The following is a 25,141-nucleotide window of genomic DNA, read 5'->3' as shown; positions in this document are numbered from 1 at the left end:
GTCCACACCCTCGATCCGCTGGCTCACGCCCCGATCCCGCATCGTTGCCGCCACCGGCATCTCCAGCAGGCTGAGTGCGAAGAAGCATTGCAACCTGCGCGGCCTGTGTCGAAGCAGCAACGGCGAGTGACGAAGAGTGTTCGGTATCTTGCCACCGCCTGAGCCGAAAGCTACGGCGGAAGGGCGAATACATGTTGTATTACAGTAGTTTATCATAATTCTAAAGAGCACTGCAGGCCACGTCTCGCCACTTGCGCGCGCTCGTTCTGCTGCCCGTCATCCGGAGCCAGGCCGTCCATGCCGTCGTCCCCATTCGCCCGTTCCGCCGTCCTCGCGGCCGGGGTGTCGATCACGGTGCTCGCCCTGACGGGAGCCGGTTCGGCGCAGGAACGGGCCGTGACCCTCGATACGCTGAGCGTCGAAGGGTCGGGCGCGGGGAACGGCACGGGTGTCGGGAATGGTCGTCGCGCGCCCGAGACCGCCCGCAGTCCGGTGGACGGCTACGTCGCCACCCGCAGCGCCACGGCCACCAAGACCGACACGCCGATCATCCGCACGCCGCAATCGATCAGCGTCGTCGGTGCCGATCAGATCAGGGCGCAGGGCTCCCAGACCCTGTCCGAGGCCGTGCGCTACACGCCGGGCATCTACGCCAACCAGTTCGGCCCCGACACGCGCCTCGATTGGTTCCTGATCCGCGGCTTCTCGGCCACCGGAACGGGCCTGTTCCGCGACGGGCTCCAGCTGTTCCAGACATCGTTCGCCAATTTCCGCGTCGACCCGTTCGGCGCCGAGCGCATCGAGCTGCTGCGCGGCCCCGCCGCCACCCTGTTCGGCGGCAGCCCCGTGGGCGGCCTCATCAACATCGTCTCCAAGCGTCCGACTCTCGAGCCCCTGCGCTATCTCGAACTCGGCGGCGGTTCGTTCGACCAGCGCTACGCCGCCTTCGATCTCGGTGGCCCGGTGGACGAGTCCGGCCACTGGTTCTACCGCTTGACCGGCCGTTTCCAGAACGGCAACGCCCAGGTGAATTTCGCGCCGGAGGACCGCTACTACATCGCGCCGAGCTTCACCTATAAGCCCGACGGTGCCACCACCTTCACGGTGCTGACGAGCTTCCAGCGCGACGAGACCGGCGGGGCCGGCCAGTTCCTTCCCTATGCCGGCACTGTGCGCAACAACGCCTCGGGCTTCCGCATCGACCGCAAGCTCAACGCCAGCGACCCGCTCATCGACCGTTACACCCGGAACCAGGCCAATCTCGGCTACGAGTTCGAGCATCACTTCGACGATGTGTGGACCGTGCGCCAGAATCTGCGCTTCTCCTTCCTGGAAGTGACAGACCAGCGCTACATTCCTTTTGCCTACGGGAATGCGGCTCAGACGAACCTCTCCCGTTACGGCTTCCTGACGACGCCGCGCGCCGGGCTCTTCACGGTCGACAATCAAGCTCAAGCGCGCTTCAACGACGGGTATTTCGGCCATACGCTGCTGATGGGCGTCGATTACAAGCGCTACAGCCTGTCGGATAATCAGGCTTCGACCTTCCCGGTCTCATCGCTCAACGTCCTGTCTCCGCGCTACTATCAGTCGAGTGCGAGGCCGACGCCTTATCTCGTGATGGACCAGCAGCTGCAGCAGACCGGCCTCTATGCTCAGGATCAGGTCGCGCTCACGGAGCGGCTGACCTTCCTCATCGGCGGTCGTCAGGATTTCGTCAGGTCCGACGTCCAGGACAAGCTCTTCGGCGCTTCCACGCCGAGCCTAAACGAGAGCGCGTTCACGGGACGGCTCGGTCTGATCTACAATTTCGACAATGGGTTCGCGCCCTACGTTACATACGGCACTTCATTCAATCCGACGCCGGGCTTCGATGCGGCGCAGAAGCCGTTCAAGTCGGAGAGTGGCGAGCAGGTCGAGGTGGGCGCCAAGTTCCAGCCGGTCGGCTGGAACAGCTTCTTCACCGTCGCGGCCTTCGACCTCGAGCGGTCGAATGTTCCGACACCCGCGACGGCTCTTACCGGTCGTCAGATCGGGGCGGTGCGGTCGCGCGGCTTCGAGGCTTCGGCGACGGCCAATCTCGCCGAAGGGCTGAACCTCGTTGCGTCCTACACCATCTACGATCTCAAGAACGTCAAGACCGACAATGCCGATGAACTCGGCAAGGTACCCGTAGGTATCCCCGAGACGCTGGCCTCTCTCTGGGCCGATTACACGATCCCGCTCGGCGATTTGAAAGGATTCGGCTTCGGTGGCGGCGTGAACTATGTCGGGCGATCTTTCGCCGACGTGGCGAATACATTGAAAGTGTCCGAGTATGTCACTTTCGATGCGTCGGTTCATTACGACTATGTCGGTTGGCGCGCTGCGGTGAACATCCTGAATGTCGGCGACCGCCGCTTCGTCTCGTCCTGCTCGACCGATTTTTCCTGCTTCTACGGCACGCAGCGCAAGATCGTCGCGAGCGTCTCCTACAAGTGGTGAGTTCGTCTCTCCTGCGCTGAGGAACGCCCCGATCCCGATGAGCCCGGCTCATCGGGATTTTTCGTTCGCCGGTCAGGACTTGGTCGGCGCCCAGATGCCGAGCGCCGAGGCATCGACGGCGCGCGGAAGCAGGCCCTCGGCGCGGAACGCGTCCGCGATGGTCTGCTGTTCGGAGAGCCCCTCGCGGGTCACCGGCTCGACCACGTAGGTGCGGCGGGCATTGGCCTTGGCGACGATGGCCGGGTCGAGCTTCCACAGGGCGCCGAGGCGGGTGGCGGCCTCGTCGGGGTTGGCCTTCACCCAGGTTCCGGTGTCGCGCAGCTTGGCGAAGACGATGTCGAGGATGTCGCCGTGCTTGGCCGCGTAGTCGTCCGATGCGAGGTAGTAGCGCTTGTAGAGCGACAGGCCGGTGCCGTCCTTCAGGATACGGGCGCCCGATTGCAGTTCGGCCGCCGACAGGAACGGGTCCCAGGCGACCCAGGCCTCGACCCCGCCGCTGGCCAGCGCCGTGCGCCCGTCCGCAGGGGTGAGGTAGGCGGGCGTGATCGCCTTGAACGGAATCCCCTCCGCCTTCAGGGCGGCGAGGAGCAGGTAATGGCTGCCGGCGCCCTTCGTCACCGCGACCTTGCGGCCCTTGAGGTCGGCCACCGTCTTGATGGGCGAGTCGGCCCCCACCACGATGGCCTGCGCGGCGGGGGAGGCAGCCTCCTGCGCCACATAGGTGATCCGCGCATTGGCGGCCTGGGCGAAGATCGGCACCGTGTCGGCCACGTCCGCGGAGAGGTCGATCTGGCCTGCGTTGAGCGCCTCCATCACCGGCAGGCCGCTGGTAAATTCGTGCCAGGTGAGCCCGACCTTGAGGGGCTCCAGCGCCTTTTCCAGGCTGCCGTCCTGCTTGAGCAGGGCGATCAGCGTCGAGGATTTCTGGTAGCCGATGCGCAGCGTCCTCGGCTCGGCGGCGAGCACGCGTCCCGGAGCGAGGGCGAGAAGACTCAGCGCGGCGGCGGCGCGCAGCGCGTGGCGACGATGGATCATGGAGCGGCGTCTCTCGCTAGGGCGCGGAATCAGGGATGCTTGTGGATCGGGTCGACCCAATGGACCGTCTCGGGGCGTTCCACGGGTTCCACATCGGTGATGTTGACCACCACCGCCTCGTTGTCGGAGCGCACCAGGACGCAGTTCAGCGGCTGGTCCGGATCGGCGTTGATCTCCTGGTGCGGCACGTAGGGCGGCACGAAGATGAAGTCGCCGGGGCCGGCCTCGGCCACGAATTCGAGCTTGTCGCCCCAGCGCATGCGGGCGCGGCCGGAGACCACGTAGATCACGCTTTCCAGGGCGCCGTGATGGTGCACTCCGGTCTTGGCGTCGGGGGCGATCGCCACCGTGCCGGCCCAGATCTTCTGCGCGCCGACGCGGGCATGGTTGATCGCCGCCTGCCGGAACATGCCCGGCGTCTGGGCGGTGTTGGAATCGAGCTTGTCGCCGGGGATCACCCGCACGCCGTCATGCTTCCAGCGCTCGGTCGCGGGCGCCGCCTCGTGGTCGTGCGTGTGCGCGTCGTCGGAATGGGCGTGGTCGTGGTCGGAAGGGTCGTGCATGGGTCCGGTCCTCGGCGGCAATCGGTTCAACGTACCGCAGCGGCGGCCGGTTCGAAGCTCCGATCGAGGATGAGCTCGGCGCGCGGCGCCCGCGCGGCGGGGATCAGCCCGGAACGGACATAGAGGTCGATGTTGCGCTGCTCGTCGGCGATCACCGCGTCGTCGATGGGCACCGCCCGATACTCCGCCCGCGAGAACCAGCGCAAAGGCACGGTCTCCGGCAGGCCGATGAGCTTCGACCAGACCGCCGCGTAGGGCGCCGGGTCCTTCAGCGCCCATTCCCGTGCCTTGACGAGACGACGGCCGAAATCGGCGAGCTGCGCCCGCTTGGTCTTCAGCGCGGCGTCGGACGCCACCGCGAAGCTCAGGCCCGGTGTGATGCCGTTGCCGTCGCGCACGACACGGGCGAGGCCGGCGAGCTCCGCCGTGGAGGTGTAGGGCTCCCAGGTCGCCCAGGCATCGACGCTGCCGCTGGCGAGCGCGATCTTGGCATCCGCCGGGGGCAGGAAGCGCAGGGTCACGGCATTGGCCGGCAGGCCCGCCTCTTCGAGTGCGGCCAGCACCACTTGATGACCGATGGAGCCGCGATTGGTGGCGATGCTCTTGCCCTTCAGGTCGGCCACATTCCTGATCGGCGAATCCTTGGCGACGAGGATCGCGAGGCCGTCCTGCTTGTTGCGGAAGGCGACGAAGGCCTTCACCGGAACCCCGGCGGCGGCCGCGAAGGTGAAGGGCGCGTCGCCGACGCCGCCGGCATCGATCGCCCCGGCATTGAGGGCTTCGAGGAGAGGAGCGGCGGCGGGAAACTCGCTCCATTCGAGCCGGTAGGGCAGGTCGGCGAGGACGCCGGCCGATTCCATGAGCGCGCGGGCATTGCCGCGCTGGTCGCCGACGCGGAGCACCGTCTCGTCGGCGCGGGCGATGCCGCCGAACGCCAGCAGGGCGAGGAGGGCGATGAGGGCGCGCATCAGGCGGCCTCCGCCCGTGCGCCACGCTGGGCGAGGAGCCGCTTGAAGGCGGGGATCAGGTCGCGGCCATACGCGATGGCGTCCTCCAGCGGGTCGAACCCGCGGATCAGGAAGGTCCGCACCCCGAGGTCGTGGTAATCGAGAAGGGCGTCGGCCACCTGCTCGGGCGTGCCGACGAGGGCGGTGGAATTGCCCGAGGCGCCCGTCTCCCTGGCGATGGCGGTGTAGAGCCGCTTGTCGAGCCTGGACCCCTGAGAGGCCGCCGCGAGCAGGCGGCGCGAACCCTCGTTCTCGGGCACGGGCGCCGGCCCAAGTCCCCTGGCGGCGCGGGTGGCGCGGGTGCGCGCCAGGATGTCCTCGGCCCTCGCCCAGGCTTCCTCCTCCGTCGCCGCCAGGATCGGCCGGAACGACAGGCTGAACCGGGGATCGCGACCATGGGGGGCAGCTGCCGCTCGCACCCTGGAGATGGCCTCCCGGACCTGATCGAGGCTCTCGCCCCACAGGGCGTAGGTGTCGGCGTGGCGGCCTGCGACGCCGATGGCGGCGGGCGAGGCGCCACCGAAGAAGACCGGGATGCCGCGCGGGTCCACCGGCTTCACCTCGGAGAAGCCCCGGTCGATCCGGTAATGCGCGCCGGTAAAGTCGAACGGCGCCTCGGAGGTCCAGACCTGCCGGGCGATGGTGAGGAACTCGTCGGTGCGGGCGTAGCGCTCGTCCTTGGTCAGGTGGTCGCCGTCCTGCGCCAGCTCCCGGTCGTCGCCGCCGCTGATGGCGTGGATGGCGACGCGCCCGCCGGTCAACTGGTCGAGGGTCGCGAATTGGCGGGCGGCCACCGTCGGCGCGGTGAATCCGGTGCGATGGGCGATCATCAGGCCGATCCGGTCGGTCACCGCCGCGATCTGGGCGGAGAGCAGCAGCGCGTCGGGCTGGGTCGCGTAGAAGGCCACCAGGATGCGGTCGAACCCGCCCCATTCATGCGCCTGGGCGAGCAGGCGCAGGTAGTCGCGGTCGATGGCCGGTCCCGAAGCCGCATGGGTCTCGGAGGTGTAGCGCGGGGCGGCGAAGCCGATGAACTCGACGGCGTCGGCTGGAAGGAAGCTCATTGCGATCTCCTTGTCCGTGTCGGAAGGGGCGGTGATGTCAGAGCGCGAGGGCGGTGCGGCCGGCGGAGACGCGGACCGAATCGGCCTGCGGCCAGTGGATGCGCCCACACAGGACGTCGCGCAGGTGCCGCTCCAGCGGGTTCGCCCGCGACAGGCCGGGATTGCCGGCGAGTTCCACGGCCCGCTGCACCACTTGGATCGCGTTCTCGGTGACGGTGGCCTTGAGGAACCCGGATTCGAAGATGGAGGGGCAGGCGCCCCCGTCCACCTCCGCGGCGACGCTCCGGATCAGGCGGGCATTGAGGCTGAGCAGCCGCTCGTTCTCGCCGACGGCATCCTGGAACCGCGGGAGGGTGGCGAGGCTCTGGCCGAGGCTTCCGGGTTTGCGGTCTTTTGCGAAGGCGATGAACCAGGCCTGGGCCGAGCGCGCGATGCCGTCGTAGAGGGCCGACAGCATCGTGGTGCTCCAGGCCTGCTGGTCGGCGTCGGCCTTGCGCCAGCCTTCGGGCGGGCGAAGGTCCACCGCATGGTCGGCCGGCACCTCCACATCCTCGAAGATCACGTCGTGGCTGCCGCTGGCGCGCAGGCCGAGATGGTCCCAGGTCTCCTCGATCCGCACGCCCGGCGAGGCCATGGGCACGAGGATGTTGCCGATGCGCGGCTCCGCCTCGTCGGTGCGGACGAAGACGAGGCCGTGCGTGAGGGCCGGGCTGCCGGTGGAATAGATCTTCCGGCCGCTGACGCGCCAGCCCATGACTGTCGCCCGCGCCACCGTCTCCGGCAGGCCGCCCCGGGCGGGGGTGCCGAGTTCGGGCTCGACCCGCAGGGCGTTGATGAGCGCGCCGTCCTCCACCGCCGCGCGGCCGAGCCGATCGGCGATCGCCCGCGGCCAGTGTTCCCGCGCATGGATCAGCCCGTGCTGGAGGAAGTGCATGGTGACCACCAGGGCGGTGGAGGGCTCGCCCCGCGCCAGGGTGCCGACGACCATCGCGGCCGCCCCGAGCCCCGCGCCGCCGCCGCCGAGCCGGCGCGGCACGATCAATCCCGGCAGGCCGGCATTCCGGAGGTCGGCGATGTTGTCATGCGCGAATCGGCCGGCGCGGTCGTGCCCCTCGGCCCGTTCGGCGAAAAGCCGGGCGAGCCCTTCGGCGGTGTCGCGCAAAGGCGGGGAAAGGATCATGGGGGAGACAGGATTCTTCGGACGGATCGGAGGGCCGGGCGCACGGGACAGACCCGCTCGACGGCCCTGGCCGAGTGCCGGGATGGTCCCGCCGAAACCCTGTCCTGTCAACGAGAACGTTCTTTTTTAAGAACAATTGATCGGAGAAGGCTCTTACTGCCGCCGCACCCCGGTCCGGAAATCGTTTCCCCGAGGCTGATGGGCAAGGGGAGAAGGCCTGTATTGTCCCGCTCCAGCCGTCATCTGCCGCGCGCGCGTTCCGCCGGGATCGTTCGACAAAACAAACGGTCCTGCGGCGTCGACGGATGCGCTGCGGCAAGCAGGGGTGGCTCGGCGGCGTCGAGATCGTCGGGATCGGGGTCGGCGGCGGAGGCGAACTTGCCGAACTCCCAGCCGTCGATCCAATCCAGCCGCTCGGCGGATTCCTCGCCGCCCGGGGCGCGGTCGATGGTCTCGCCACGCCCGTAGGCTTCGAAACCCAGCCAGTAGAAATCCGGCGTCGCGGCGCTCGTCACGGCATTCTCCCTCTCCGGGAACGGTCATGCCATGGGACGGACCGCGCCACATCCTCCGGATGGGGTAGCGCGGTCATCGGTATCGGTGCGCGAATGTCGCGGTCAGGGGGCGGCGCCCTCGCATGTGAGGAGGTCGCGCTTGCGCGCGACGCCCCAGCGGTAGCCGGAGAGCGACCCGTCAGACCGGACCACCCGGTGGCAGGGTATCGCCACGGCGATGGGGTTGGCGCCGCAGGCCCGCGCCACGGCACGGGTCGCCGCCGGCGCGCCGATGGCGCGGGCGATCTCCGCATAGGTGGCGGTGGTGCCGATGGGGATCTTGCGCAGGGCGTCCCAGACCCGCTGCTGGAAGGCGGTGCCGCCGATATCGAGCGGCAGGTCGAGACCGCCCGAGGGGCGGGCCACGAACCCCACCACCTGCGCCATCCACGCATCGAAGGCCGGGTCGCCGCCGGAGAGCTCGGCCTTCGGGAATCGGTCCTGGAGGTCGCGGACGAGGATGTCGGGATCGTCCCCGAGCAGGATGGCGCAGAGTCCCTTGGCTGTCGCCGCCACCAGGATGGCGCCGAGGGCGCATTGGCCGATGCCGAACCGGATCGCGACCCCTTTGCCGCCAAGGCGGTAGACGTTCGGGGCCATGCCGAGGCGGTCCGTCGCGTCCGCATAGAAGCGGCTCGGCGAGGCGTAGCCGGCCTCGTAGATCGCCTGCGTCACCGATCCGGCCTGGCTCAGGCCCGAGGCGAGGGAAACCGCGCGCCGCGCCGCCGCATAGGCCTTCGGCGTCACGCCGGTGACCGCCTTGAACACCCGGTGGAAATGGAACGGGCTGAGGCCGGCCGCCTCCGCCAGGGCGCCGAGGCCCGGCACCGTCTCGGATTCGTCGATGAGGCGGCAGGCGCGGGCGACGGCCTCCGTCCGGCGCGCGGCGAGGCTCGGCTCGTCGGGCCGGCAGCGCCGGCAAGCGCGAAAGCCGGCCGCCTCCGCCTCGGCGCAGGTGGCGTGAAAGCTCACATTCTCGGGTCGCGGCGCACGCGCCGCGCAACTCGGCCGGCAATAGATTCCCGTGGTGCGCACCGCATAGACGAAGCGGCCGTCCGCAGTCCCGTCGCGGGAGGCGAGGGCGGCCCATCTCTCCGCGTCGCCGGCATGGGAAACGGAGAGGGCCTCCGGAGAGGAGGTGGATTCGCGGACGGACACCGGGGCGATCTCCTGATCGGGCGAGGCGTGCGCGCATGGGGCGCCGTCTCCTCCCGTCATCCTGGCCCGGAGCGCCGGGGATCGCATCCCGGTTCTTGCTCCGGCTTTCGCTTATTCGGTGTCAGGCGGTCCTCGGCGCGCCGACGGGGGCGGATTTCGCGCGCGTGCGGGTCTGGAACCGCGCGACCTTGCGGGCAACGAGCGCGAACAGCCCCGCGAGCGCCATCATGGCCGCATCGAACCAGAGGAAGCGCGGGTCGTGCCGCAGCAGGGCGCTTGGGCCGGGCGCGGCGGCGGCGGCGAGGTCCACCAGGGCCACGGCGAGGAACAGGGCGGCGGTGACGAGGGCCATCTCCCGCCACGCGGCCCGGTGAGGCCGGAACAGCGGAACCACGGCCATCACGATCCAGGCCGCGAAGAAGGCCCGGACCTCCCAGTCGAGGCGGCCCTCGAGGCCCGGAGGGAGGATCCGGTTGGCGAGGAAATACACCGCGATTCCCGTCGGCAGGCCGATGACGGTGCCGATGTTGAGGGCCTGCACCACGCGAAGGCCGAGGAACGCGGTCTCGCCCGGTTTCGGCAGCCGGGCGACGGACCACAGGATCAGGCCGCTCGCCACCATGACGCATCCCATCAGGCCGCAGAGGAAGAACAGGATGCGCAGGGCCGGCCCGGCGAAATGGGCCTCGTGCAGGCCGACCATGGTGGTGAAGGTCTTGGCCGCCGGTTTCAGCCCGCCCTGCAGGATCTCGACGATCTCGCCGGTGGTGCCGTCGAAGGCGATCTGCGGATGCTGGTGGGCGAGCCCGTGCGGCTCCTCGAAAATGGCGATCACGGTGGCCCCGGCATCGCCCGGATTGACGATGGACAGGCGCTCCAGCGGTTCGTGGATCGTCGCCACGGCACGGGCGACCATCGGGGCGATGGGTGCCAGGGTTCCGGGCCGGCCGAGGGGCGGGCGCTGCGTCGTGATCTGGGATGTCTCGGCGTAGAAGCGCGTCGCATCGCCCTTATAGGCGGCGGTGACGCCCCAGGGCATGTACATCATCGCCAGGGTGAGGATGCCCGTATAGGTGATCATCATGTGGAACGGCAGCGCCAGCACGCCGGTGACGTTGTGCGCGTCGAGCCAGCCGCGCTGGGCCGACTTGTCCCGGCGCAGGGTGAAGAAATCGGCGAAGATCCGGCGGTGGGTGACGATGCCGCTGATGAGCGCCACCAGCATCACCATCGCGCAGATGCCGACGATCCAGCGCCCCCAGAGCGGCGGCATGTGCAGCTCGAAATGGAAGCGGTAGAGGAAGTCGCCGCCCCTGGTCTTCCGGAAGGAGGCCGGCTCCCCGGTGTGCCCGTCGAGCTGGACGATGTTCGGGGGCGCCCCCGGCTTCGTCCGCCAGAACAGGTCGATGATCGGCCGGTCCGGCTGCGGCAGGCCGATGGACCAGGACCGCGCGCCCACGGCGTGCGCCTGGAGATGGGCGATCCCGATCTCGGCCGCGCGGGGCAGGTCGAGGGCGGTCCCCGCCGATTCCCGGCGCAGTTCCGGCTGCATCCAGGCCGTGATGTCGGTGCGGTAGTAGCTCGCCGTCCCGGTGACGAAGACGGCGAACAGCACCCAGCCGACCACGAGGCCGGACCAGGCGTGCAGCCAGGCCATGGATTGGCGAAGGCCGTTCTTCATGCCGCACATCCTCCAGGCATGTCGTTCTCGAGCGGTCTCGGCCGAGGCGCGGGCGGGCGCGAAGCCATGATCTACCAGCGATACCGGAGCGTCGCGAGCACGGTGCGCGGCGCGCCGTACCAGCACCAGGCCTGGAAGGCGCAGGATTGCACGTAGGTCTCGTCGAGGAGGTTCTGGGCGTTGACCTGCAACTGCACGCCCTTCAGGTTCGGCGACAGGTAGCTGAAGTCATAAGATGCCACGGCGTCGACGACGAGGTTCGCCGGCACCTTGATGCTGTTGGCGGCGTCACCCTGCGAGCCCCCGAGATAGCGGAAGCCGCCACCGAAGCCGAGGCCGGCGAACAATCCCGTGCGGACCTGATAGTTGCCGAAGAGGGAGACCGTGGTGTCCGGCACCTGGATCGGGCGCAGGCCGATCACTTCGGGGCTTCCTCCGGAATTGATGGCGTCGATCAGGGAAAATCCGCCGATGACGGTCAGGTTCTCGGTGACGTTGGCCCGCGCTTCGAACTCGACGCCCTGAACGCTCACCTCGCCGGTCTGTACCGAGAAGGTCTGCCGGTTTGGGGCAGGGTCGGGCGAGAGGGAGTTCTGACGCTTGATGTCGAAGGCGGCGGCCGTGAGCAGGATGTCGGTTCCCGGAGGCTGGTATTTGACGCCGACTTCGAACTGTCGGCTCGTGATCGGGTCGGGCAAACGGCCGAAGGTCGGGTCGCCAATATAGATCTTTCCGGAAACTAGCGGCTCGAAGGCCTCCGAGTAGCTAATATAGGGGGCAACGCCACTATCGAAGAGGTAAAGCAGGCTTGCGCGCCCGGTGAAGGCTTCGCTCGGCGCATCCTGTTCGCTGACGAGCTTGCCCGCCATGTCTCGGGTCGGACCGGTCTGGCTCGCCCAGTCATAACGCCCGCCCAGGGTCAGCGTCAGGCGGTCGATCTTGACTTGATCCTGGAAGTAGATCCCGGTCTGGTGAGCGGTGGTGTCGGAGTAGCCCGAGAAGGCCGGGAAGGGGATGTTGGTCAGCCCGTAGACCGGGTTGAGCAGGTCGAGGCTCTGGGGAACGGGCGGGAACGGGGTGCTGAACGTCTTGGTGTAGAGCGTCTGGTGATCGAGCCCGACGAGGACGGTATGGGCGACCGGGCCGGTCTGGAAATCGGCCACGAGATTATTGTCGTTGGTGAAGGCGTCGATGGCCACGTTGGTGCCGCCGGCGGCCCGTCCGAGGAAGCGACCGCCCCAGGCGAGGGTGTTCGTGGTGGCGTCGTAGAGGCTGCGGTAATCGCCGAGGGTGCGCAGGAAGCGACCCGACGAATGGACGCGGATCCCATCGTCGAAACGATGATCGAAGATATAGGTCGCCGAGGCCTGGGTGCGGTCGGAGCGCTCGATGTTCGGGTCGCCGTCGTAGAAGTTGCGCGGCAGGCGGCCGAGCGGTCCGTTGGCGACACCGAAATTCGACGGGAACAGCGTCCCCTTGGCGGGCAGGGCGCCGTAATAGCCGGAATAAGGGTCGCGCTGGTACAGGCCGATGACCGTCAGCGAGGTGTCGGCGGACGGACGCCATGTCACGCTTGGGTTGATGAAGCTGCGCTCGATGGAGGTGGTCTTGGCCGGCCCGTCGGCGTTCCAGCCCGCCGCGATGATGCGGTAGGCGAACTGGTCCGCGAGGACGCTGTGGCCCTCGATCGGGCCGCCGACATCGACGCCGCCGCGCACGGTGTTGTAATCGCCGCCCTGGATGAAGATTTCGCCGTGGCGGACGAAGGACGGAACCTTGCTGACGAGGTTGACGATGCCGCCCGGGCCCGACTGCCCGTAGAGGACCGAGGCCGGCCCCTTGATGATGTCGACGCGCTCCAGCCGGAACGGATCGACGGACGGCCCGGCGTCACGGTTGCCGGGTAGGCGCATGCCGTCGAGGAAGAGGGGGGCCTGGAAGCCGCGGATCAGGAACTGTTCGAGGCGGGTCGAGCCGGAGCCGCCGCGTTGCTCGGTGGTCACGCTCGGCGTGTAACGCAGGGCCTGATTGACGGTGAGCGCGTTCTGATCCTCGATCTGCTTGCGGGAAATGACAGAAATCGATTGGGCGGTTTCGAGAATAGGGGTGTCCGTCTTGGTGCCGACGACGCTTCGCGTTGCAGTATAGCCTCTCACCGGGCCGACGGGGCCGCCGGCATCCGCGCCCGATGCGCTCGGACGTCCACCGGCGCCATCGACCGACAAAGTATCGAGGGTCACCGCGTGGTCCGCGCCCTGCGCCGAGACCTGCGCCGAGACCTGCGCCATGACGGGTTTCGACAGAACCGCCAGGACGGCCACGCTCGACAGCATGGCAAGGAGGACACGACCGCGAACGGACGAGACCGCGGCTTGGCCGCGATGATTGAGCGAGAGTTGATTCAAGGCGGAACCCAATTTGCCAGGACTTGATGAGTTCAGAGGCGTTACAAAGAACGACTGATCTCTAATTCGTGTTCTGCATTCTTCTGGCGAAGAAGGTAATATGCATGCAAGTGCTATCTTCTGGAATTAGTATGGATCTAAAGTGGGATTTTATACTTCCGGTGGTGCCGAGTCGTCTGCCCCGGTGAAGTGATTTTGGACCCTGATCGAGGCTCTGCGCTCTGCTTCGTCTGGCTTGTGGGACCGCCCGCGGATTGCGTGTCCGGACGGCCGTCCCCGATTCGGTGATGAAGCGGGATCGCCGTTTCGATGTGGATCGTGACCGTCGCGCAACATTCCCGTATCGCTGCCCCGGTGTCGCCCTCCACACACGAGCGAGCCTGAATTTTAATCCGTGGTATATTGTATGCCTTGAATTTTGATGCATGATGGCCGGAGCGACGCCACGCATCACCAAGCAAGAATGGATTCAGGGATGGCACCAATGGATACCGCGACGGAACGCCAGGACCCGCCGTCGGCCAAATGGCGGCAACTCGCCTTCGGCGTCCTCTGCATGGCGATGATCGCCAACCTGCAATATGGCTGGACCCTCTTCGTCGATCCCATCGACGCCAAGTTCCATTGGGGCCGGGCGGCGATCCAGTTCGCCTTCACGATCTTCGTCGCGACGGAGACCTGGCTGGTGCCGGTGGAGGCCTGGTTCGTCGACCGCTACGGCCCGCGCATCGTGGTGTGTTTCGGCGGCGTGATGATCGCGCTCGCCTGGCTCATCAACTCCCAGGCCTCGTCCCTGTGGATGCTCTACGGCGCGGCGGTGGTGGGCGGCATCGGGGCCGGGTCGGTCTACGGCACCTGCGTCGGCAACGCCCTGAAATGGTTTCCGCATCGGCGCGGCCTCGCGGCCGGCGCCACGGCGGCCGGCTTCGGTGCCGGCGCCGCGGTGACGGTGGTGCCGATCGCCAAGATGATCGCCAGCAGCGGCTACCAGGACGCCTTCCTGTATTTCGGCCTCGGCCAGGGCGCCATCGTGGTCCTGCTGTCGTTCCTGCTGCGCAAGCCCTCCGTCGCGGTGCCGATGCAGCGCAAGAGCCTGCGCCTGCCCCAGACCAAGGTCGACCGCACGCCGCGCGAGGTGGTGCGGACTCCCGTCTTCTGGGTGATGTACGCGATCTTCGTGATGGTGGCCTCGGGCGGCCTGATGGCGGCGGCGCATATCGCGCCCATCGCCCATGACTTCAAGGTCGCCGACGTGCCCGTCAGCCTGTTCGGCCTGCAGATGGCGGCGCTGACCTTCGCCATCTCGCTCGACCGGATATTCGACGGGTTCGGGCGTCCGTTCTTCGGTTTCGTCTCCGACACGATCGGGCGCGAGAACACGATGTTCATCGCCTTCGCGACGGCCGCCGCCGCGATCGTCCTGCTCCTCGGCTACGGCACCAACCCGCTGGTTTTCGTCTTCTCGACGGCGATCTATTTCGGCGTCTTCGGCGAGATCTATTCGCTGTTCCCGGCCACCTGCGGCGACACGTTCGGCTCCACCTTCGCCACCACCAATGCCGGCCTGCTCTACACCGCCAAGGGAACGGCCTCGTTCCTCGTGCCGGTGGCGAGCGTCATTTCGGCAACCTACGGCTGGTCGGCGGTGTTCTCGATCATCATCGGGCTGAACGTGGCGGCGGCGGCCCTGGCGATGTTCGTGCTCCGTCCGATGCGGGCGCGCTACCTCGCGCAAGGCCCGGCGGCCGCTTCGGACACGATGGAGGAATCCGGCCCCGCCCGCCTCGCACGGACATCCGTCTGATCCGTCCGGATCGCGTCACCGGTCCGGCCTCAGCAGACCCGGCCCCCGGGGAGGGGCCGGGACTATCCCCCGACCCTTCGAGGACCGTCATGCACCTTCCCGCCATCCTGGCGCTCCAGACCGTTCCCTTCGCCGGCCTGATACTGGCCGGCAAAGAGGACAGGGACCTGTTCACGGTCGTCTATATCGCGGTCCTCGGGCTCATCCTGGCCCTCGACATCCTGCTCGGCGGCACTTCTGAGATTGCCACGGCCTTCGGAGGCGGGGTCCGATAGGGACACCCGCGCCCGGTCTCACTCCGGAACGCCGCACCGAGTAGATGGGCGACGGTCCGCGTTCCATTCCTGTCGGGTCAGGCGGCGCGGATGGTCGAGAGGAAGCGTGAGACCTCCGCGCCGAGATGCTCGGACTGGCGCGACAGTTCGGAGGCGGCGGACAATACCTGTCCGGCCGCCATCCCGGTCTCCTCCGAGGCCTGCGCCACACCGGCGATGTTGCCGGTCACCTCGTTGGTGCCCGCCGATGCCTGGGCGACGTTGCGGACGATCTCCTGCGTCGCCGCCCCCTGCTGCTCCACCGCGGCGGCGATCGAGGCCGCCATGTCGTCGATCTCGCGGATCCGCCCGGTGATGCCGCCGATCGCCATCACGGCCTGAGCGGTGACGCCCTGCACCTCGCCGATCTGGCGGCCGATTTCCTCGGTCGCCTTGGCGGTCTGGGCGGCGAGGGCCTTCACCTCGCTCGCCACCACCGCGAAGCCCCGTCCCGCCACGCCGGCGCGCGCCGCCTCGATCGTGGCATTGAGCGCCAGCAGGTTGGTCTGGCTGGCGATGGTCGAGATCATGCCCACCATGTCGCCGATCCGGGCCGACGTGGTTTGCAGGGCCTGGACCAGATGCACGGTCTGGTCGGCCTCGCCCACGGCCGATTGAGCGAGCATGGCCGAGCCGGACACCTGGCGACCGATCTCCTGCACCGACGAGCCCAATTCCTCGGCCGCCGCCGCGACCGTGTTGACGTTGGTGGCGGCCTCCTCGGCGGCCGCCGCGACGGTGGAGGACTGGGCCGCCGTCTCGTTGGCGCTTGCGGTCATCTGCTGGGCAGTGGCCTGGAGTTCGGTGGCCGATGAGGACACGGTTCCGACGATACCGCCGACGGCACGCTCGAAGCCGTCCGCCAGCTCCATCATCGTGCGCTTGCGCTCGGCCGCCGCAGCCTCGTCCGCCCGGCGCTTGATCTCGAATTCCTCGGCGGCCTTGCGGGCGACCATGGCCTTGATGCCCTCGACGGCCTTGCCGACGGCGCCGATCTCGTCACCACGGGCGGCCTCCTTGATCTCCGCATCGATCTCACCCCGGGCCATGCGCTGAAGAACGCTGACGAGGTTGCCGAGCGGGCGGATGACATGCGCGATGATCGTATACACACCGTACGCAATGGTAACGGCGGCCAGACCGAGCGCGGCCAGCAAGGTGAGCCGCGTCCAACCGGACGTCGCCTCGGAGCGCTGGTATTCCGCCTCCGCCTCATGCACCTGCAGCGTGGCCAGTTTCGTCAGTATCGGGTTGGTGGCCTGCAGGCCTTTCAGCAAGTCCACATGCGTCGTCTCGAATTCCGAACCGCCCCCGGCAGCGATGCGCTTGAGGATCTCGGCCATGATGACGGCGTTCCCGTCGATCCGCCCCTGCAGATCCTTGGCGAGGATCTCCTCTTCCGGTGTGAGGTAAGTCGCCAGATAGGCCGACCATTGCGTGGTGATGTTCGAGAGGTCTCGCTCGATCTTCTCCCTGGCCTGGGCCGGGTCGATCTGCCGGCCGCGCAACGCGCGCGAGACGTTGGTCAGGTCGTCATAGGAATCCCGGATGACGATGAATTGCCGGAGGGGGATGACACGATCGTCGAAGGTGGTTTTGAGGCTTTGGTGACTCCAATGCAAAGCAAGGTTAGCGATGCCCGACGTCGCCAGGAGAACCAGCCCGATACAAGCCAGAAGTGCTACAAGCCTCAGCTTGATCGTCATCTTCATTGCGAATGCTTTCAAATTATGCAGATTGGGTGTCGTGGATCCACAAATTGGTCCACAGCATCATTCAAGACGCTCAAACTCTATGCAAATTGCTTATAATCTTCTAAAAACTCTCGTTCAGGCGATGAACAATAAGTGTTCTGCGTCAATTTGGCGTCATGGGAAAACGGGCGGCGGCACAGCCTGACGCCGTCTACCCGCGAGCCTTCGACAATGGGTTCGGCGCGACATCGGCCCCGCTCGCGGGCGTCCGGCAACGAGCGAGCCCCAGGCGGTGCGCCGATCTCGCTCAGTTGGGCTGGTAGGTGTGCTCGTCCGCCGGGAAGCGGCCGGCGCGGACCTCTTCGGCATAGGCCTCCACGGCGCCCTCGATCTGCCCGCGCAGGGAGCCGAAGCGCTTGACGAATTTCGGCACCCTGTCGCTCAGGCCCAGCATGTCTTCGAGGACGAGGATCTGGCCGTCGCAGGCGGTGGAGGCGCCGATGCCGATGGTCACCGTGGTGATGGAGGGGGTCGTGGCGATGGCGCGGGCCACCGGCTCGACGATGCCCTCGAGCACGATGGCGAAGGCGCCCGCGTCGCTGATCGCCTGGGCGTCCTGCATCAGCTTGCGCTCGCCGTCCTCGCCGCGTCCCTGCACGCGGAACCCGCCCATCGTGTTCACGGATTGGGGGGTGAGGCCGATATGGCCCATCACCGGGATGCCCCGCTCCACCAGGAAGCTGACCGTCTCGGCGAAACGGGCGCCGCCCTCCATCTTGATCGCTCCGGCGCCGGTCTCCTTCAGCACGCGGGCGGCGCTCATGAAGGCCTGCTGCGGGCTCGCCTCGTAGGAACCGAACGGCATGTCCACCACGATGAGAGCCCTGGAGGTGCCGCGGATCACGGCCTGGGCCTGGACGATCATCATCTCCAGGGTCACCGGCAGGGTCGTCTCCATCCCGTGCATGACCATGCCGAGGGAATCGCCCACCAGGATGAAGTCACAATGGGGATCGAGGATGCTGGCGGTGTGGGCGTGGTAGGCCGTCAGCGCAATGATCTTGGCGCCTTCGGCCTTGCGCTTGGCGAGGTCGACAGCGCGGATGCGGCGTGACTGAACGACTTGCGACATCGATCTCAACCCGGTTCGCCGGCGGCGCGAAGGCCGGGGGCATGTCGGGGATGTCTATACGCTCGGAATGCCGAAATCACGCGCCGAGATGACGGTCGCGGGCGAGTGTATGCAAAGAATTCGGAGAGGCTGACTGATCTTATGCTGACGACGTGGCGATGGCGTCGCCTGTCGTCGCAACCCTTGCCGGGCGTTTCCTCCCTAGACGTCGGGCCGTCTCCGGTGGCTTTATTCTGCCACAATCGGAGCCGTGTCAACGGGTGACTTTAGTCCATAAGCCCCTGATGGTGCTGAATTCGTCGGCACATCGCGGTCTTCCGCATGGGGCCGCGTGGTATACCTCAGAAACGGGTGGTCAGGGCGGTCAGCCAGTCCGGCGAGGCCGTCACGAGGGCCGTCTCGAGACGCTTGTCGAGCCCCGTCAGAATCGCGAGCCCGGTGAGCACGAGGACGAGTCCGAGCGCGGCCTTGAGGCCCGTGCCGGCCCGCATCATCCGCGCCCGCCACGCCATCAGCACCCGTCGCGACAGCAGGCCGAGGCCGAGCAGGGGCAGGGCCGCGCCGAGGCCGAAAACCAGCATGGTTAGGGCGACCTGCGCCAGGTCCTTTCCCTGCGCGGCGAGGAGGGACGCGGCGCCCAGGGTCGGCCCCACGCAGGGGCTCCACACCGCCCCGAGCAGAAGGCCGACCGTGAACTGGCCCGCGAGGCCGGTGGTCGCGATGTCCCCGAAGCGTCGCTCCACCCGGTCGCTGAGAGGGCCGCCCGCGGCGGCGAGACGGATCTGCAAGGCGGGCACGATGAGGACGATTCCGACGAGTACGAGCAGGAGCGCCGCCACCGGGCGGAGGACGTCGCCGTCGATCCCGAGGCTGAATCCCACCGTCGCCACGAACAGGCCGAGCGCCACGAAGGACAGGGCGAGCCCGGCCGCCAGGGCCGCCGGCCCGAAACGATGCTCGGAGGCCGCGGTCCCGAGGACGATGGGAAGCAGCGGCAGCACGCAGGGGGAGAGGATGGTGAGCAGGCCGGCGAGGAAGGCGAGGCCGAGCGAGGCATTCATGGAAGGGACGTGTTCATGACAGGGATGCCCGCTGGATTCCCGGCGCCGCTCTAAAGGGCCTTCTCCACCAGCGCCTCGATCCATTCGCCCTGCGTCTCGCCCACGGAACGGCCGACCTCCTCGCGTCCCTTGAAGACGATGAGCGTGCTCTGCATGCGGGCATCGAACCGGCGCATGAGCGCCTTCTGCGTGTCGAAGTCGATCTCGTAGACCGCCAGATCCTTGAAGCGCGGCTGTTCGGAGAGAGCCTTCAGGAGCGGCCGTTGCGCCTTGCAGATCGGGCACCACGGGGCCGTCACCTCCACGATGACCGGCCGGCCGGCGCCTTGAGCGGCGGCGAAGGCCGCCTCGTCGAACGGTTCGGCCGCCGAGGCACCGTAGGGGGCGGCGGCGAGGAGAGCCGTCGTGAGGAGGAGGGCGCGACGGCTGATCATCGGGACTGTCTCGACAGTGAGGTGTGCGCGGCGTGAGGAACCGGCCTCGCTACCGAGGCCGGTTCCTCACGCCCGTCTTTATCGCTGCGCCTCGCCGGCGGGCGTCTACCTTTGTGCCTCGCCGGCGGGCTTTTATCTTTGCGCCTCGCCGGCGGGTTTGGCGGCCCAGGCGGCGTCGACCTTCAGGATCGTGGTGTCGTGCCTGTCCTGCCAGCCCTCGACGCCGTCGGCGAACCAGTAGACGCGGGTATAGCCGTTCTGGATGAGGCGCTTGCCGGCATTCCAGCTGCCCCAGCATTCGGGATGGCAGAAGGTGACCACCGGCTTCGTCTTGTCGCCACCGGTGAGGTCGGCGACGCGGGCGAGGAACTGCGCCTCCCGCGCCGGCTCCATGGGCGCCGCGCCGGCGCCGGGCATCCAGACGCTGCCGGGAATCGAGCGGTGGGCGGGCAGCCACGGCCGGTCGGTGGGGAAGCCCACCGGCTTCTGGTCGGCCATGGCCACGTCGATCATCACCGGTTTCTCGGCGGCGACCAGCCTGTCCAGGGCGTCGATATCGACCACCGACGCCCCCGTCAGGGTCTTGGGGGTGTAGGCCTTCGGCGGCCCGGTCCAGAACCCATCGGGCTCCGGCACGTTCACGGGCGAATCGGCGGGGCTCGCCGCCCAGGCCGGTGCTCCCGACAGGGCGGCGAGGGCGATGGCTGCGGCTCCGAACAGTCGGATCATGCGCGGCATCCTCCTCATCAGTTGCTCGGGGTCGGCGTGTTGAAGCTGTGTTCCCAGCGGCCCTGCTGGTTGTCCGTGGCCACCACCTTGATCGGACCCTTGGCGTCGGGCGCGAGGGCGAAATTGATCACCGGGTTCGACGCGATGGAGATGTCGCCGTTCATGGAGAAGACGAGCTTGCCGTTCGAGGAGACGTCGAGCGTGTTGATGTAGCGGGCCGGCGTGTAGTCGCGGGTGATCTGGTTCATCTGCATCCCGCTGAAATTCGGGTGACGGACCATCAGCGTCGCCTCCGTGGGCTTGCCCTGGCCGCCCTCGGCGAACTTCATCTTCATGTCGCCGGCTCCCTTCAGGGCCTCCTCGTCGCTCATCCCCATGGGGGCGGAACAGCCGCCCGAGGCTTTGACGAATTTCACGGCCTCGTAGAGCTTGCCGTCCTTGGTTTCGGCCACGGCATGGACGTTGGTGTAGTTGTTGATCCGCACCCGGAGCTTGACCTCGCTTGGGTCGGCGGCGGGGCCGAAGGTGATGTGGGCGGCATAGGGCGAGGGATTGTCGTCGATGATGAGGTGAACGGCGGCGATCCTGTTCTTCTCCGGCATCATCAGGGTGATCGGCACCAGGGAGGCGTCGAGGGCGCGCGGCGGGGCGTCGACCTTGATGAGCGCGTCGGTCGGCTCGATCGTGCGGTCGCCGAAGATGGATTTGGCAATGTCCCGCCAGCGCTCCAGCCGCTCCGCATCGGTGTCGCTGGAGCCGGCGGCGAGGGCGGAGCCGCCCATCAGCATGGCGGCGGACAGGCACAGGGCGGCGGTGAAGGACCGCTTGGTCGCGGAGATCGGTGTCGGCGCGTGGGTGGTCATGGCGTCTCTCCTCGTCGTGATGATGTGGCGCTGGCTCATTCCCACTCAAGCTCCTTGTAGGCCTGAGTGACGTTGCGGCCGTTATAGGTGTCGAACAGGACCCATTTCTCGCGCTCCGACCGGCCGATACTGTCGATCGCCTTGTCGATGGGTTGATCGGCGGCGATGGCCTTGCGGGTCTCGTCGCGGAGCATTGTGAGGTAGCGCGTCAGGTCGGCGAAGGCGGGCGCGGCATCGACCAGGGTCGGGCCATGGCCGGGTACGGCCTTCGTCGCCCCCAGTCCGGTCAGTGTCTCGACCTCCTTCAGCCAGCCCAGCAGGCTGCCGTCGAGGGACGGAATCCTCGTGACGAACAGGAGATCGGCCGGGAACAGGATGCCCGTCCGGGCATCGACCATGGAGAGGTCGCAATTGGTATGGGCGGTGCCGTGCGCCGTGAAGCGCAGGCTCCGTCCGCCGAGGTCGATCTCGGCCGTGTCGGCCACCTCCATCGTCGGGTAGACCGCCGATCCGGCCTTGTCGGCCCCGAGGATCTCCACGAGGCGCGTCCTGTAGAAGTCGCCCCGCGAATCGAGGGCCGACCGCAGGACATGGTGGCCGATGAAGACCGGCTTGTCCTGCGCGAAGGCCTGCGCGCCGAAGCAATGGTCGGGATGGACATGGGTCAGCACCACGTGGCTCACCGGCTTCGACGTGCGTTTCGCGATCTCGGCGCGCAGCCATTCGCCATCGGCAAGGCTGCCGCCGGATTCGGTCACGAGCACGGAGTTTTCGCCGACGACGAAGCCGATATTGGCGATGGCGTCGCCGTTCTCAGGCGTCGCCTCGGCATCGAGGCCGCGCCGCATGAAGATGCCCGGCCCGACTTCCTCCATGGTGAAGGAGTCCGCCGCCCGGCCGATTCTCGGCAGGCAGCACAGGCACAGCCCGCCGAACAGAGCGGCGCGGCGCGTGGCCAGGCTCCGCAGAGGCTGCGAAATCATGGCATATCCTGCGACGATCGCCCGGCGAAGCGACCTTTCATGAATTATCCTCCCGTTTTTATGGCTACCATCTAGTAGGTAGATTTGTGCCGCCGTCAACGGCATAAGTGCTGACGCGCGAAGTGCGTGCATCACGCCTTCGTGCCCCTCTCCCCGGTTCCGCGAAGCCCCCGACCATGATCGACCGACCATGAGAGACACCAGAGCGGAGCTGCTGGCCCAGGCCGAGATCCTGGTACGGGGCCGGGGCTATTCCGGTTTCAGCTATGGCGACCTCGCCGAGGCGGTGAGCATCCGCAAGGCGAGCATCCATCACCATTTCCGCACGAAGACCGACCTCGCCCTCGCTCTGGTGGAGGCCTACGACGCCCGCTACGACGCGGCGCTCGCCGCCATCGTCGCGGCCCAGCCGGACGCGATCGCGCGGATCGAGGCCTATGGCCGGCACTATCTCACCGGGGTCGAGGATGGGCTCGGCTGTCTCTGCGCCGTGCTCGCCATCGAGAGGGACACGCTGCCGGACGCCCTGCGCGCCGAGCTCGCCCGGTTCTTCGACAAGCACATCGCCTGGCTGGAGCGGGTTCTGGCCGAGGGCTGCGCCGACGGGAGCTTGCGCCCCGGTCTCGATCCGGCCGCCACGGCCCGGATGGTGGTGGCGACCCTGGAGGGCGCGCTCATGCTGGAGCGGCTGCTCGCCGGATCGGCCGGCTTCCGCCTCACCCTGGCGGCCTTGTGCGACAGTCTCAGGCCCCCTCGGATCGGGGGACCGAACGCTCTTTCATCGGAGCGGGGTGATACAATATAACAGCCACCATACAGCTGACGCGGCCCCCCCCGCGAACCCGAAGAGCCTCGCATGTCCGACAGCCCGACCACCGCCTCGCAAAAAATCCCCGTGACCGTGCTCACCGGCTATCTCGGAGCCGGCAAGACCACGCTGCTCAACCGCATCCTCACCGAGAACCACGGCAAGCGCTACGCCGTCATCGTCAACGAGTTCGGCGAGATCGGCATCGACAACGACCTCGTCATCGGCGCCGACGAGGAAGTGTTCGAGATGAACAACGGCTGCGTCTGCTGCACCGTGCGCGGCGACCTCATCCGCATCATGGACGGCCTCGTGAAACGGCGCGGCAAGTTCGACGCGATCATCGTGGAGACCACCGGCCTCGCCGACCCGGCGCCCGTGGCCCAGACCTTCTTCATCGACGAGGATGTGGGCGCCGCCGCCCGCCTCGACGCGGTGGTGACGGTGGCCGACGCCAAGTGGCTCGCCGACCGGCTCAAGGACGCGCCCGAGGCCAAGAACCAGATCGCCTTCGCGGACGTGATCCTGCTCAACAAGGCCGACCTCGTGGAGCCCGCCGACCTCGACCGCGTCGAGGGCCTGATCCGCTCCATCAACCCCTATGCCAAGGTCCACCGCACCAGCCGCTGCGACGTCGCCCTCGACCAGGTGCTGGACCGCAACGCCTTCGACCTCTCGCGCATCCTCGATATCGAGCCCGACTTCCTCGAAGAGGGCCACCACCATCACCATGACGACGAGATGCAGTCGGTCTCGGCCAGGATCGACGGCCCGGTGGACCCCGAGAAGTTCATGCCCTGGATCTCGACCCTGACCCAGGTCCAGGGGCCGGACATCCTGCGCTGCAAGGGCATCGTGGCCTTCCCGAACGAGCCCAAGCGCTTCGTCTTCCAGGGCGTCCACCAGATCCTCGACGGCGACCTCCAGGGGCCGTGGAAGGACGGCGAGGCCCGCGTCTCCCGCGTGGTCTTCATCGGCCGCAAGCTCGATCCGCAGGCGATCCGCGAAGGATTCTACGATTGCAAGGCGGCCTGACGGGCCTCGTCCGGAATCGAACCGATCGGGGGCGGGCGCATTGTCCGCCCGTCTCCTTTTCGCCCGGATGTCCCGATGACCTTGCGCTTCGCCTTCGCCTCCCTCCTCGCGCTGACGGTGGCGGTTCCCTTGGGGAGCGTGGCGCTCTCCACACCGGGGGCGGCGAAATATTCCATGGATCGCGAGAAGCGCTTCGGCGGGATGTGCAAGCCGCCGCTGAAATTCGCGGCCGGGGCCTGCGTCAAGCGGTGCCCCGCCGGTTATCGCGACACCGGCCGGGGCTATTGCCGCTTCAAGAACATGAACCGCTGAGATCCGTCCGCTCGTCTCTCGGACGGAACCGCCGATGACGGTGTCCTTTGCCCGATGGGCACTCCTGGCGGTCCTCTTGCCACTCGGTACCCCTGCGCTGTCCGCTCCCCGGGGAACGGCGCAATCCGCGAGCCAAGAAGAGCGGTTCCGCAGCATGTGCGAGCCGCCGCTTAAGCTTGCGGCCGGTGCCTGCGTCCGGGAATGCCCGGCCGGCTATCGCGACAGCGGTCTCGGCTATTGCAGCTTTCAGCGCATGAGCGACTGAGGGCCTCTTCGATCTGATTTCTCAGCGGATGCTCCTGCCAAAGTCGATCATCCCAGCAGACCACCTCATCCTGAGGTGCCGGAGCGTAGCGGAGGCCTCGAAGGAGCCCTCCAGTTGCCGCGCGATCCCTGGAAGGCTCCTTCGAGGCCGCTCCGCGGCACCTCAGGATGAGGTAAGGCCTTGGAAAAACACCCCAACCAGACTCTATGCGATCTGTCGGATGAGAGCGATTCTCCACGCCGGATCACGCTCGGCCATCTCGTCCGAACAGTCTTGACCCAGTCGCCAAGGTAGCGGCGAGTTGCTGAACCCTTCTCGATCGGAACCGCGATGATCCTGCGCCTTGCCTGCTTCACCGTTCTTCTGTTCGCGGTGTCCATTCCCACGGTTGCGATGGCCGGTCCGGCGCAGGATTACGAGTTCCGGCCGCGGAGCGTCCGCAATGCCTGTCGCCCGCCGCTGAAATTCGCGGCCGGCGCCTGCGTCCGCCGTTGCCCCGCCGGCTACCGCGACAACGGCTCGACCTGCGGGTTCAAGTCGATGCGGCGGTGAGCGGGTTCGCAGAACCCTCTACCG

General features: G+C 67.6%; 23 protein-coding genes. 7 read left to right on the top strand and 16 right to left on the bottom strand.

The features are described from left to right. The first annotated feature begins 297 nt into the window (after nucleotides 1-297). A complete protein-coding gene (locus tag ASF08_RS17140; RefSeq protein ID WP_056147557.1) occupies nucleotides 298-2,484 on the top strand; it encodes a TonB-dependent siderophore receptor in 2,187 nt (728 codons plus the stop codon). 72 nt (nucleotides 2,485-2,556) lie between these two features. Here ASF08_RS17140 and ASF08_RS17135 read toward each other — a convergent pair whose 3' ends face one another. The 9 genes from ASF08_RS17135 to ASF08_RS17095 all read right to left on the bottom strand — a co-directional run bounded on the left by ASF08_RS17135 (nucleotide 2,557) and on the right by ASF08_RS17095 (nucleotide 13,059). After that, nucleotides 2,557-3,519 carry an aliphatic sulfonate ABC transporter substrate-binding protein gene (locus tag ASF08_RS17135; protein ID WP_056147556.1) on the bottom strand — a complete coding sequence of 321 codons (963 nt, stop codon included), beginning with the start codon at nucleotides 3,517-3,519 and terminating at the stop codon, nucleotides 2,557-2,559. Between the two features lie 29 nt (nucleotides 3,520-3,548). Further along, entirely contained in the window at nucleotides 3,549-4,082 is a 534-nt protein-coding gene (locus ASF08_RS17130; RefSeq protein WP_056147551.1) for a cupin domain-containing protein, read from the bottom strand. 26 nt (nucleotides 4,083-4,108) lie between these two features. Then, nucleotides 4,109-5,050, bottom strand: a complete 942-nt coding sequence (locus ASF08_RS17125; protein ID WP_156629628.1) for an ABC transporter substrate-binding protein — start codon at nucleotides 5,048-5,050, stop codon at nucleotides 4,109-4,111. Then, nucleotides 5,050-6,153: an LLM class flavin-dependent oxidoreductase gene (locus tag ASF08_RS17120; protein ID WP_056147549.1), complete on the bottom strand. Its 1,104-nt coding sequence runs from the start codon at nucleotides 6,151-6,153 to the stop codon at nucleotides 5,050-5,052. Before ASF08_RS17120 ends, ASF08_RS17125 begins: the two co-directional genes overlap by 1 nt. A 37-nt stretch (nucleotides 6,154-6,190) precedes the next feature. After that, nucleotides 6,191-7,333, bottom strand: a complete 1,143-nt coding sequence (locus ASF08_RS17115; protein WP_056147546.1) for an acyl-CoA dehydrogenase family protein — start codon at nucleotides 7,331-7,333, stop codon at nucleotides 6,191-6,193. 239 nt (nucleotides 7,334-7,572) lie between these two features. Beyond that, complete coding sequence (locus ASF08_RS17110; protein WP_056147543.1) at nucleotides 7,573-7,848, bottom strand: hypothetical protein; 276 nt, start codon at nucleotides 7,846-7,848, stop codon at nucleotides 7,573-7,575. A 102-nt stretch (nucleotides 7,849-7,950) separates the two neighbouring features. Then, the gene (gene ada / locus ASF08_RS17105; protein WP_244474566.1) at nucleotides 7,951-9,105 is read right to left on the bottom strand and encodes a bifunctional DNA-binding transcriptional regulator/O6-methylguanine-DNA methyltransferase Ada; all 1,155 of its coding nucleotides are present in this window, start codon (nucleotides 9,103-9,105) and stop codon (nucleotides 7,951-7,953) included. Nucleotides 9,106-9,166: 61 nt separating this feature from the next. Beyond that, entirely contained in the window at nucleotides 9,167-10,726 is a 1,560-nt protein-coding gene (locus tag ASF08_RS17100) for a PepSY-associated TM helix domain-containing protein (RefSeq protein WP_056147540.1), read from the bottom strand. Nucleotides 10,727-10,797: 71 nt separating this feature from the next. Beyond that, a complete protein-coding gene (locus ASF08_RS17095) occupies nucleotides 10,798-13,059 on the bottom strand; it encodes a TonB-dependent siderophore receptor (protein ID WP_443136825.1) in 2,262 nt (753 codons plus the stop codon). A 556-nt stretch (nucleotides 13,060-13,615) separates the two neighbouring features. Between ASF08_RS17095 and oxlT the strand changes: the two genes are divergently transcribed. After that, a complete protein-coding gene (oxlT, locus tag ASF08_RS17090) occupies nucleotides 13,616-14,935 on the top strand; it encodes an oxalate/formate MFS antiporter (RefSeq protein WP_056147534.1) in 1,320 nt (439 codons plus the stop codon). An 89-nt stretch (nucleotides 14,936-15,024) separates the two neighbouring features. Next, the gene (locus ASF08_RS17085; protein WP_056147533.1) at nucleotides 15,025-15,210 is read left to right on the top strand and encodes a hypothetical protein; all 186 of its coding nucleotides are present in this window, start codon (nucleotides 15,025-15,027) and stop codon (nucleotides 15,208-15,210) included. Nucleotides 15,211-15,287: 77 nt separating this feature from the next. Here the strand turns inward: ASF08_RS17085 and ASF08_RS17080 are convergent, their stop codons facing one another. The 7 genes from ASF08_RS17080 to ASF08_RS17050 all read right to left on the bottom strand — a co-directional run bounded on the left by ASF08_RS17080 (nucleotide 15,288) and on the right by ASF08_RS17050 (nucleotide 22,145). Further along, complete coding sequence (locus ASF08_RS17080) at nucleotides 15,288-16,961, bottom strand: methyl-accepting chemotaxis protein (protein WP_056147525.1); 1,674 nt, start codon at nucleotides 16,959-16,961, stop codon at nucleotides 15,288-15,290. A 289-nt stretch (nucleotides 16,962-17,250) separates the two neighbouring features. Beyond that, nucleotides 17,251-18,075 (bottom strand): 3-methyl-2-oxobutanoate hydroxymethyltransferase, encoded by an 825-nt coding sequence (gene panB / locus ASF08_RS17075; protein ID WP_018041911.1) that lies wholly within the window; start codon nucleotides 18,073-18,075, stop codon nucleotides 17,251-17,253. A 341-nt stretch (nucleotides 18,076-18,416) separates the two neighbouring features. Continuing rightward, nucleotides 18,417-19,136 carry a cytochrome c biogenesis CcdA family protein gene (locus tag ASF08_RS17070; RefSeq protein WP_056147522.1) on the bottom strand — a complete coding sequence of 240 codons (720 nt, stop codon included), beginning with the start codon at nucleotides 19,134-19,136 and terminating at the stop codon, nucleotides 18,417-18,419. A gap of 50 nt (nucleotides 19,137-19,186) precedes the next feature. Continuing rightward, nucleotides 19,187-19,570 carry a thioredoxin family protein gene (locus ASF08_RS17065; protein WP_056147517.1) on the bottom strand — a complete coding sequence of 128 codons (384 nt, stop codon included), beginning with the start codon at nucleotides 19,568-19,570 and terminating at the stop codon, nucleotides 19,187-19,189. 132 nt (nucleotides 19,571-19,702) lie between these two features. Next, nucleotides 19,703-20,308: a rhodanese-like domain-containing protein gene (locus tag ASF08_RS17060; protein ID WP_187273419.1), complete on the bottom strand. Its 606-nt coding sequence runs from the start codon at nucleotides 20,306-20,308 to the stop codon at nucleotides 19,703-19,705. An 8-nt stretch (nucleotides 20,309-20,316) separates the two neighbouring features. Next, nucleotides 20,317-21,162 (bottom strand): quinoprotein dehydrogenase-associated SoxYZ-like carrier, encoded by an 846-nt coding sequence (locus ASF08_RS17055; RefSeq protein ID WP_056147515.1) that lies wholly within the window; start codon nucleotides 21,160-21,162, stop codon nucleotides 20,317-20,319. A gap of 35 nt (nucleotides 21,163-21,197) precedes the next feature. Beyond that, on the bottom strand, nucleotides 21,198-22,145 hold the full coding sequence (locus tag ASF08_RS17050; RefSeq protein WP_200931874.1) for a quinoprotein relay system zinc metallohydrolase 2: 948 nt from the start codon (nucleotides 22,143-22,145) through the stop codon (nucleotides 21,198-21,200). A 190-nt stretch (nucleotides 22,146-22,335) separates the two neighbouring features. Between ASF08_RS17050 and ASF08_RS17045 the strand changes: the two genes are divergently transcribed. From ASF08_RS17045 to ASF08_RS17030, 4 genes are all read left to right on the top strand, one after another. After that, nucleotides 22,336-22,950: a TetR/AcrR family transcriptional regulator gene (locus tag ASF08_RS17045; RefSeq protein ID WP_056147512.1), complete on the top strand. Its 615-nt coding sequence runs from the start codon at nucleotides 22,336-22,338 to the stop codon at nucleotides 22,948-22,950. A gap of 51 nt (nucleotides 22,951-23,001) precedes the next feature. Beyond that, complete coding sequence (locus tag ASF08_RS17040) at nucleotides 23,002-23,988, top strand: CobW family GTP-binding protein (protein WP_056147509.1); 987 nt, start codon at nucleotides 23,002-23,004, stop codon at nucleotides 23,986-23,988. Between the two features lie 75 nt (nucleotides 23,989-24,063). Next, nucleotides 24,064-24,300 (top strand): hypothetical protein, encoded by a 237-nt coding sequence (locus tag ASF08_RS17035; protein ID WP_018041919.1) that lies wholly within the window; start codon nucleotides 24,064-24,066, stop codon nucleotides 24,298-24,300. Nucleotides 24,301-24,895: 595 nt separating this feature from the next. Further along, the gene (locus tag ASF08_RS17030) at nucleotides 24,896-25,117 is read left to right on the top strand and encodes a hypothetical protein (protein ID WP_056147507.1); all 222 of its coding nucleotides are present in this window, start codon (nucleotides 24,896-24,898) and stop codon (nucleotides 25,115-25,117) included. Nucleotides 25,118-25,141 lie beyond the last annotated feature (24 nt).

This window comes from Methylobacterium sp. Leaf85 (genome assembly GCF_001422125.1).
GTDB classification, from domain to species: domain Bacteria; phylum Pseudomonadota; class Alphaproteobacteria; order Rhizobiales; family Beijerinckiaceae; genus Methylobacterium; species Methylobacterium bullatum.
Note: the sequence above shows the minus strand (reverse complement) of the source record. Positions and strands in the feature narration are given on the sequence as shown.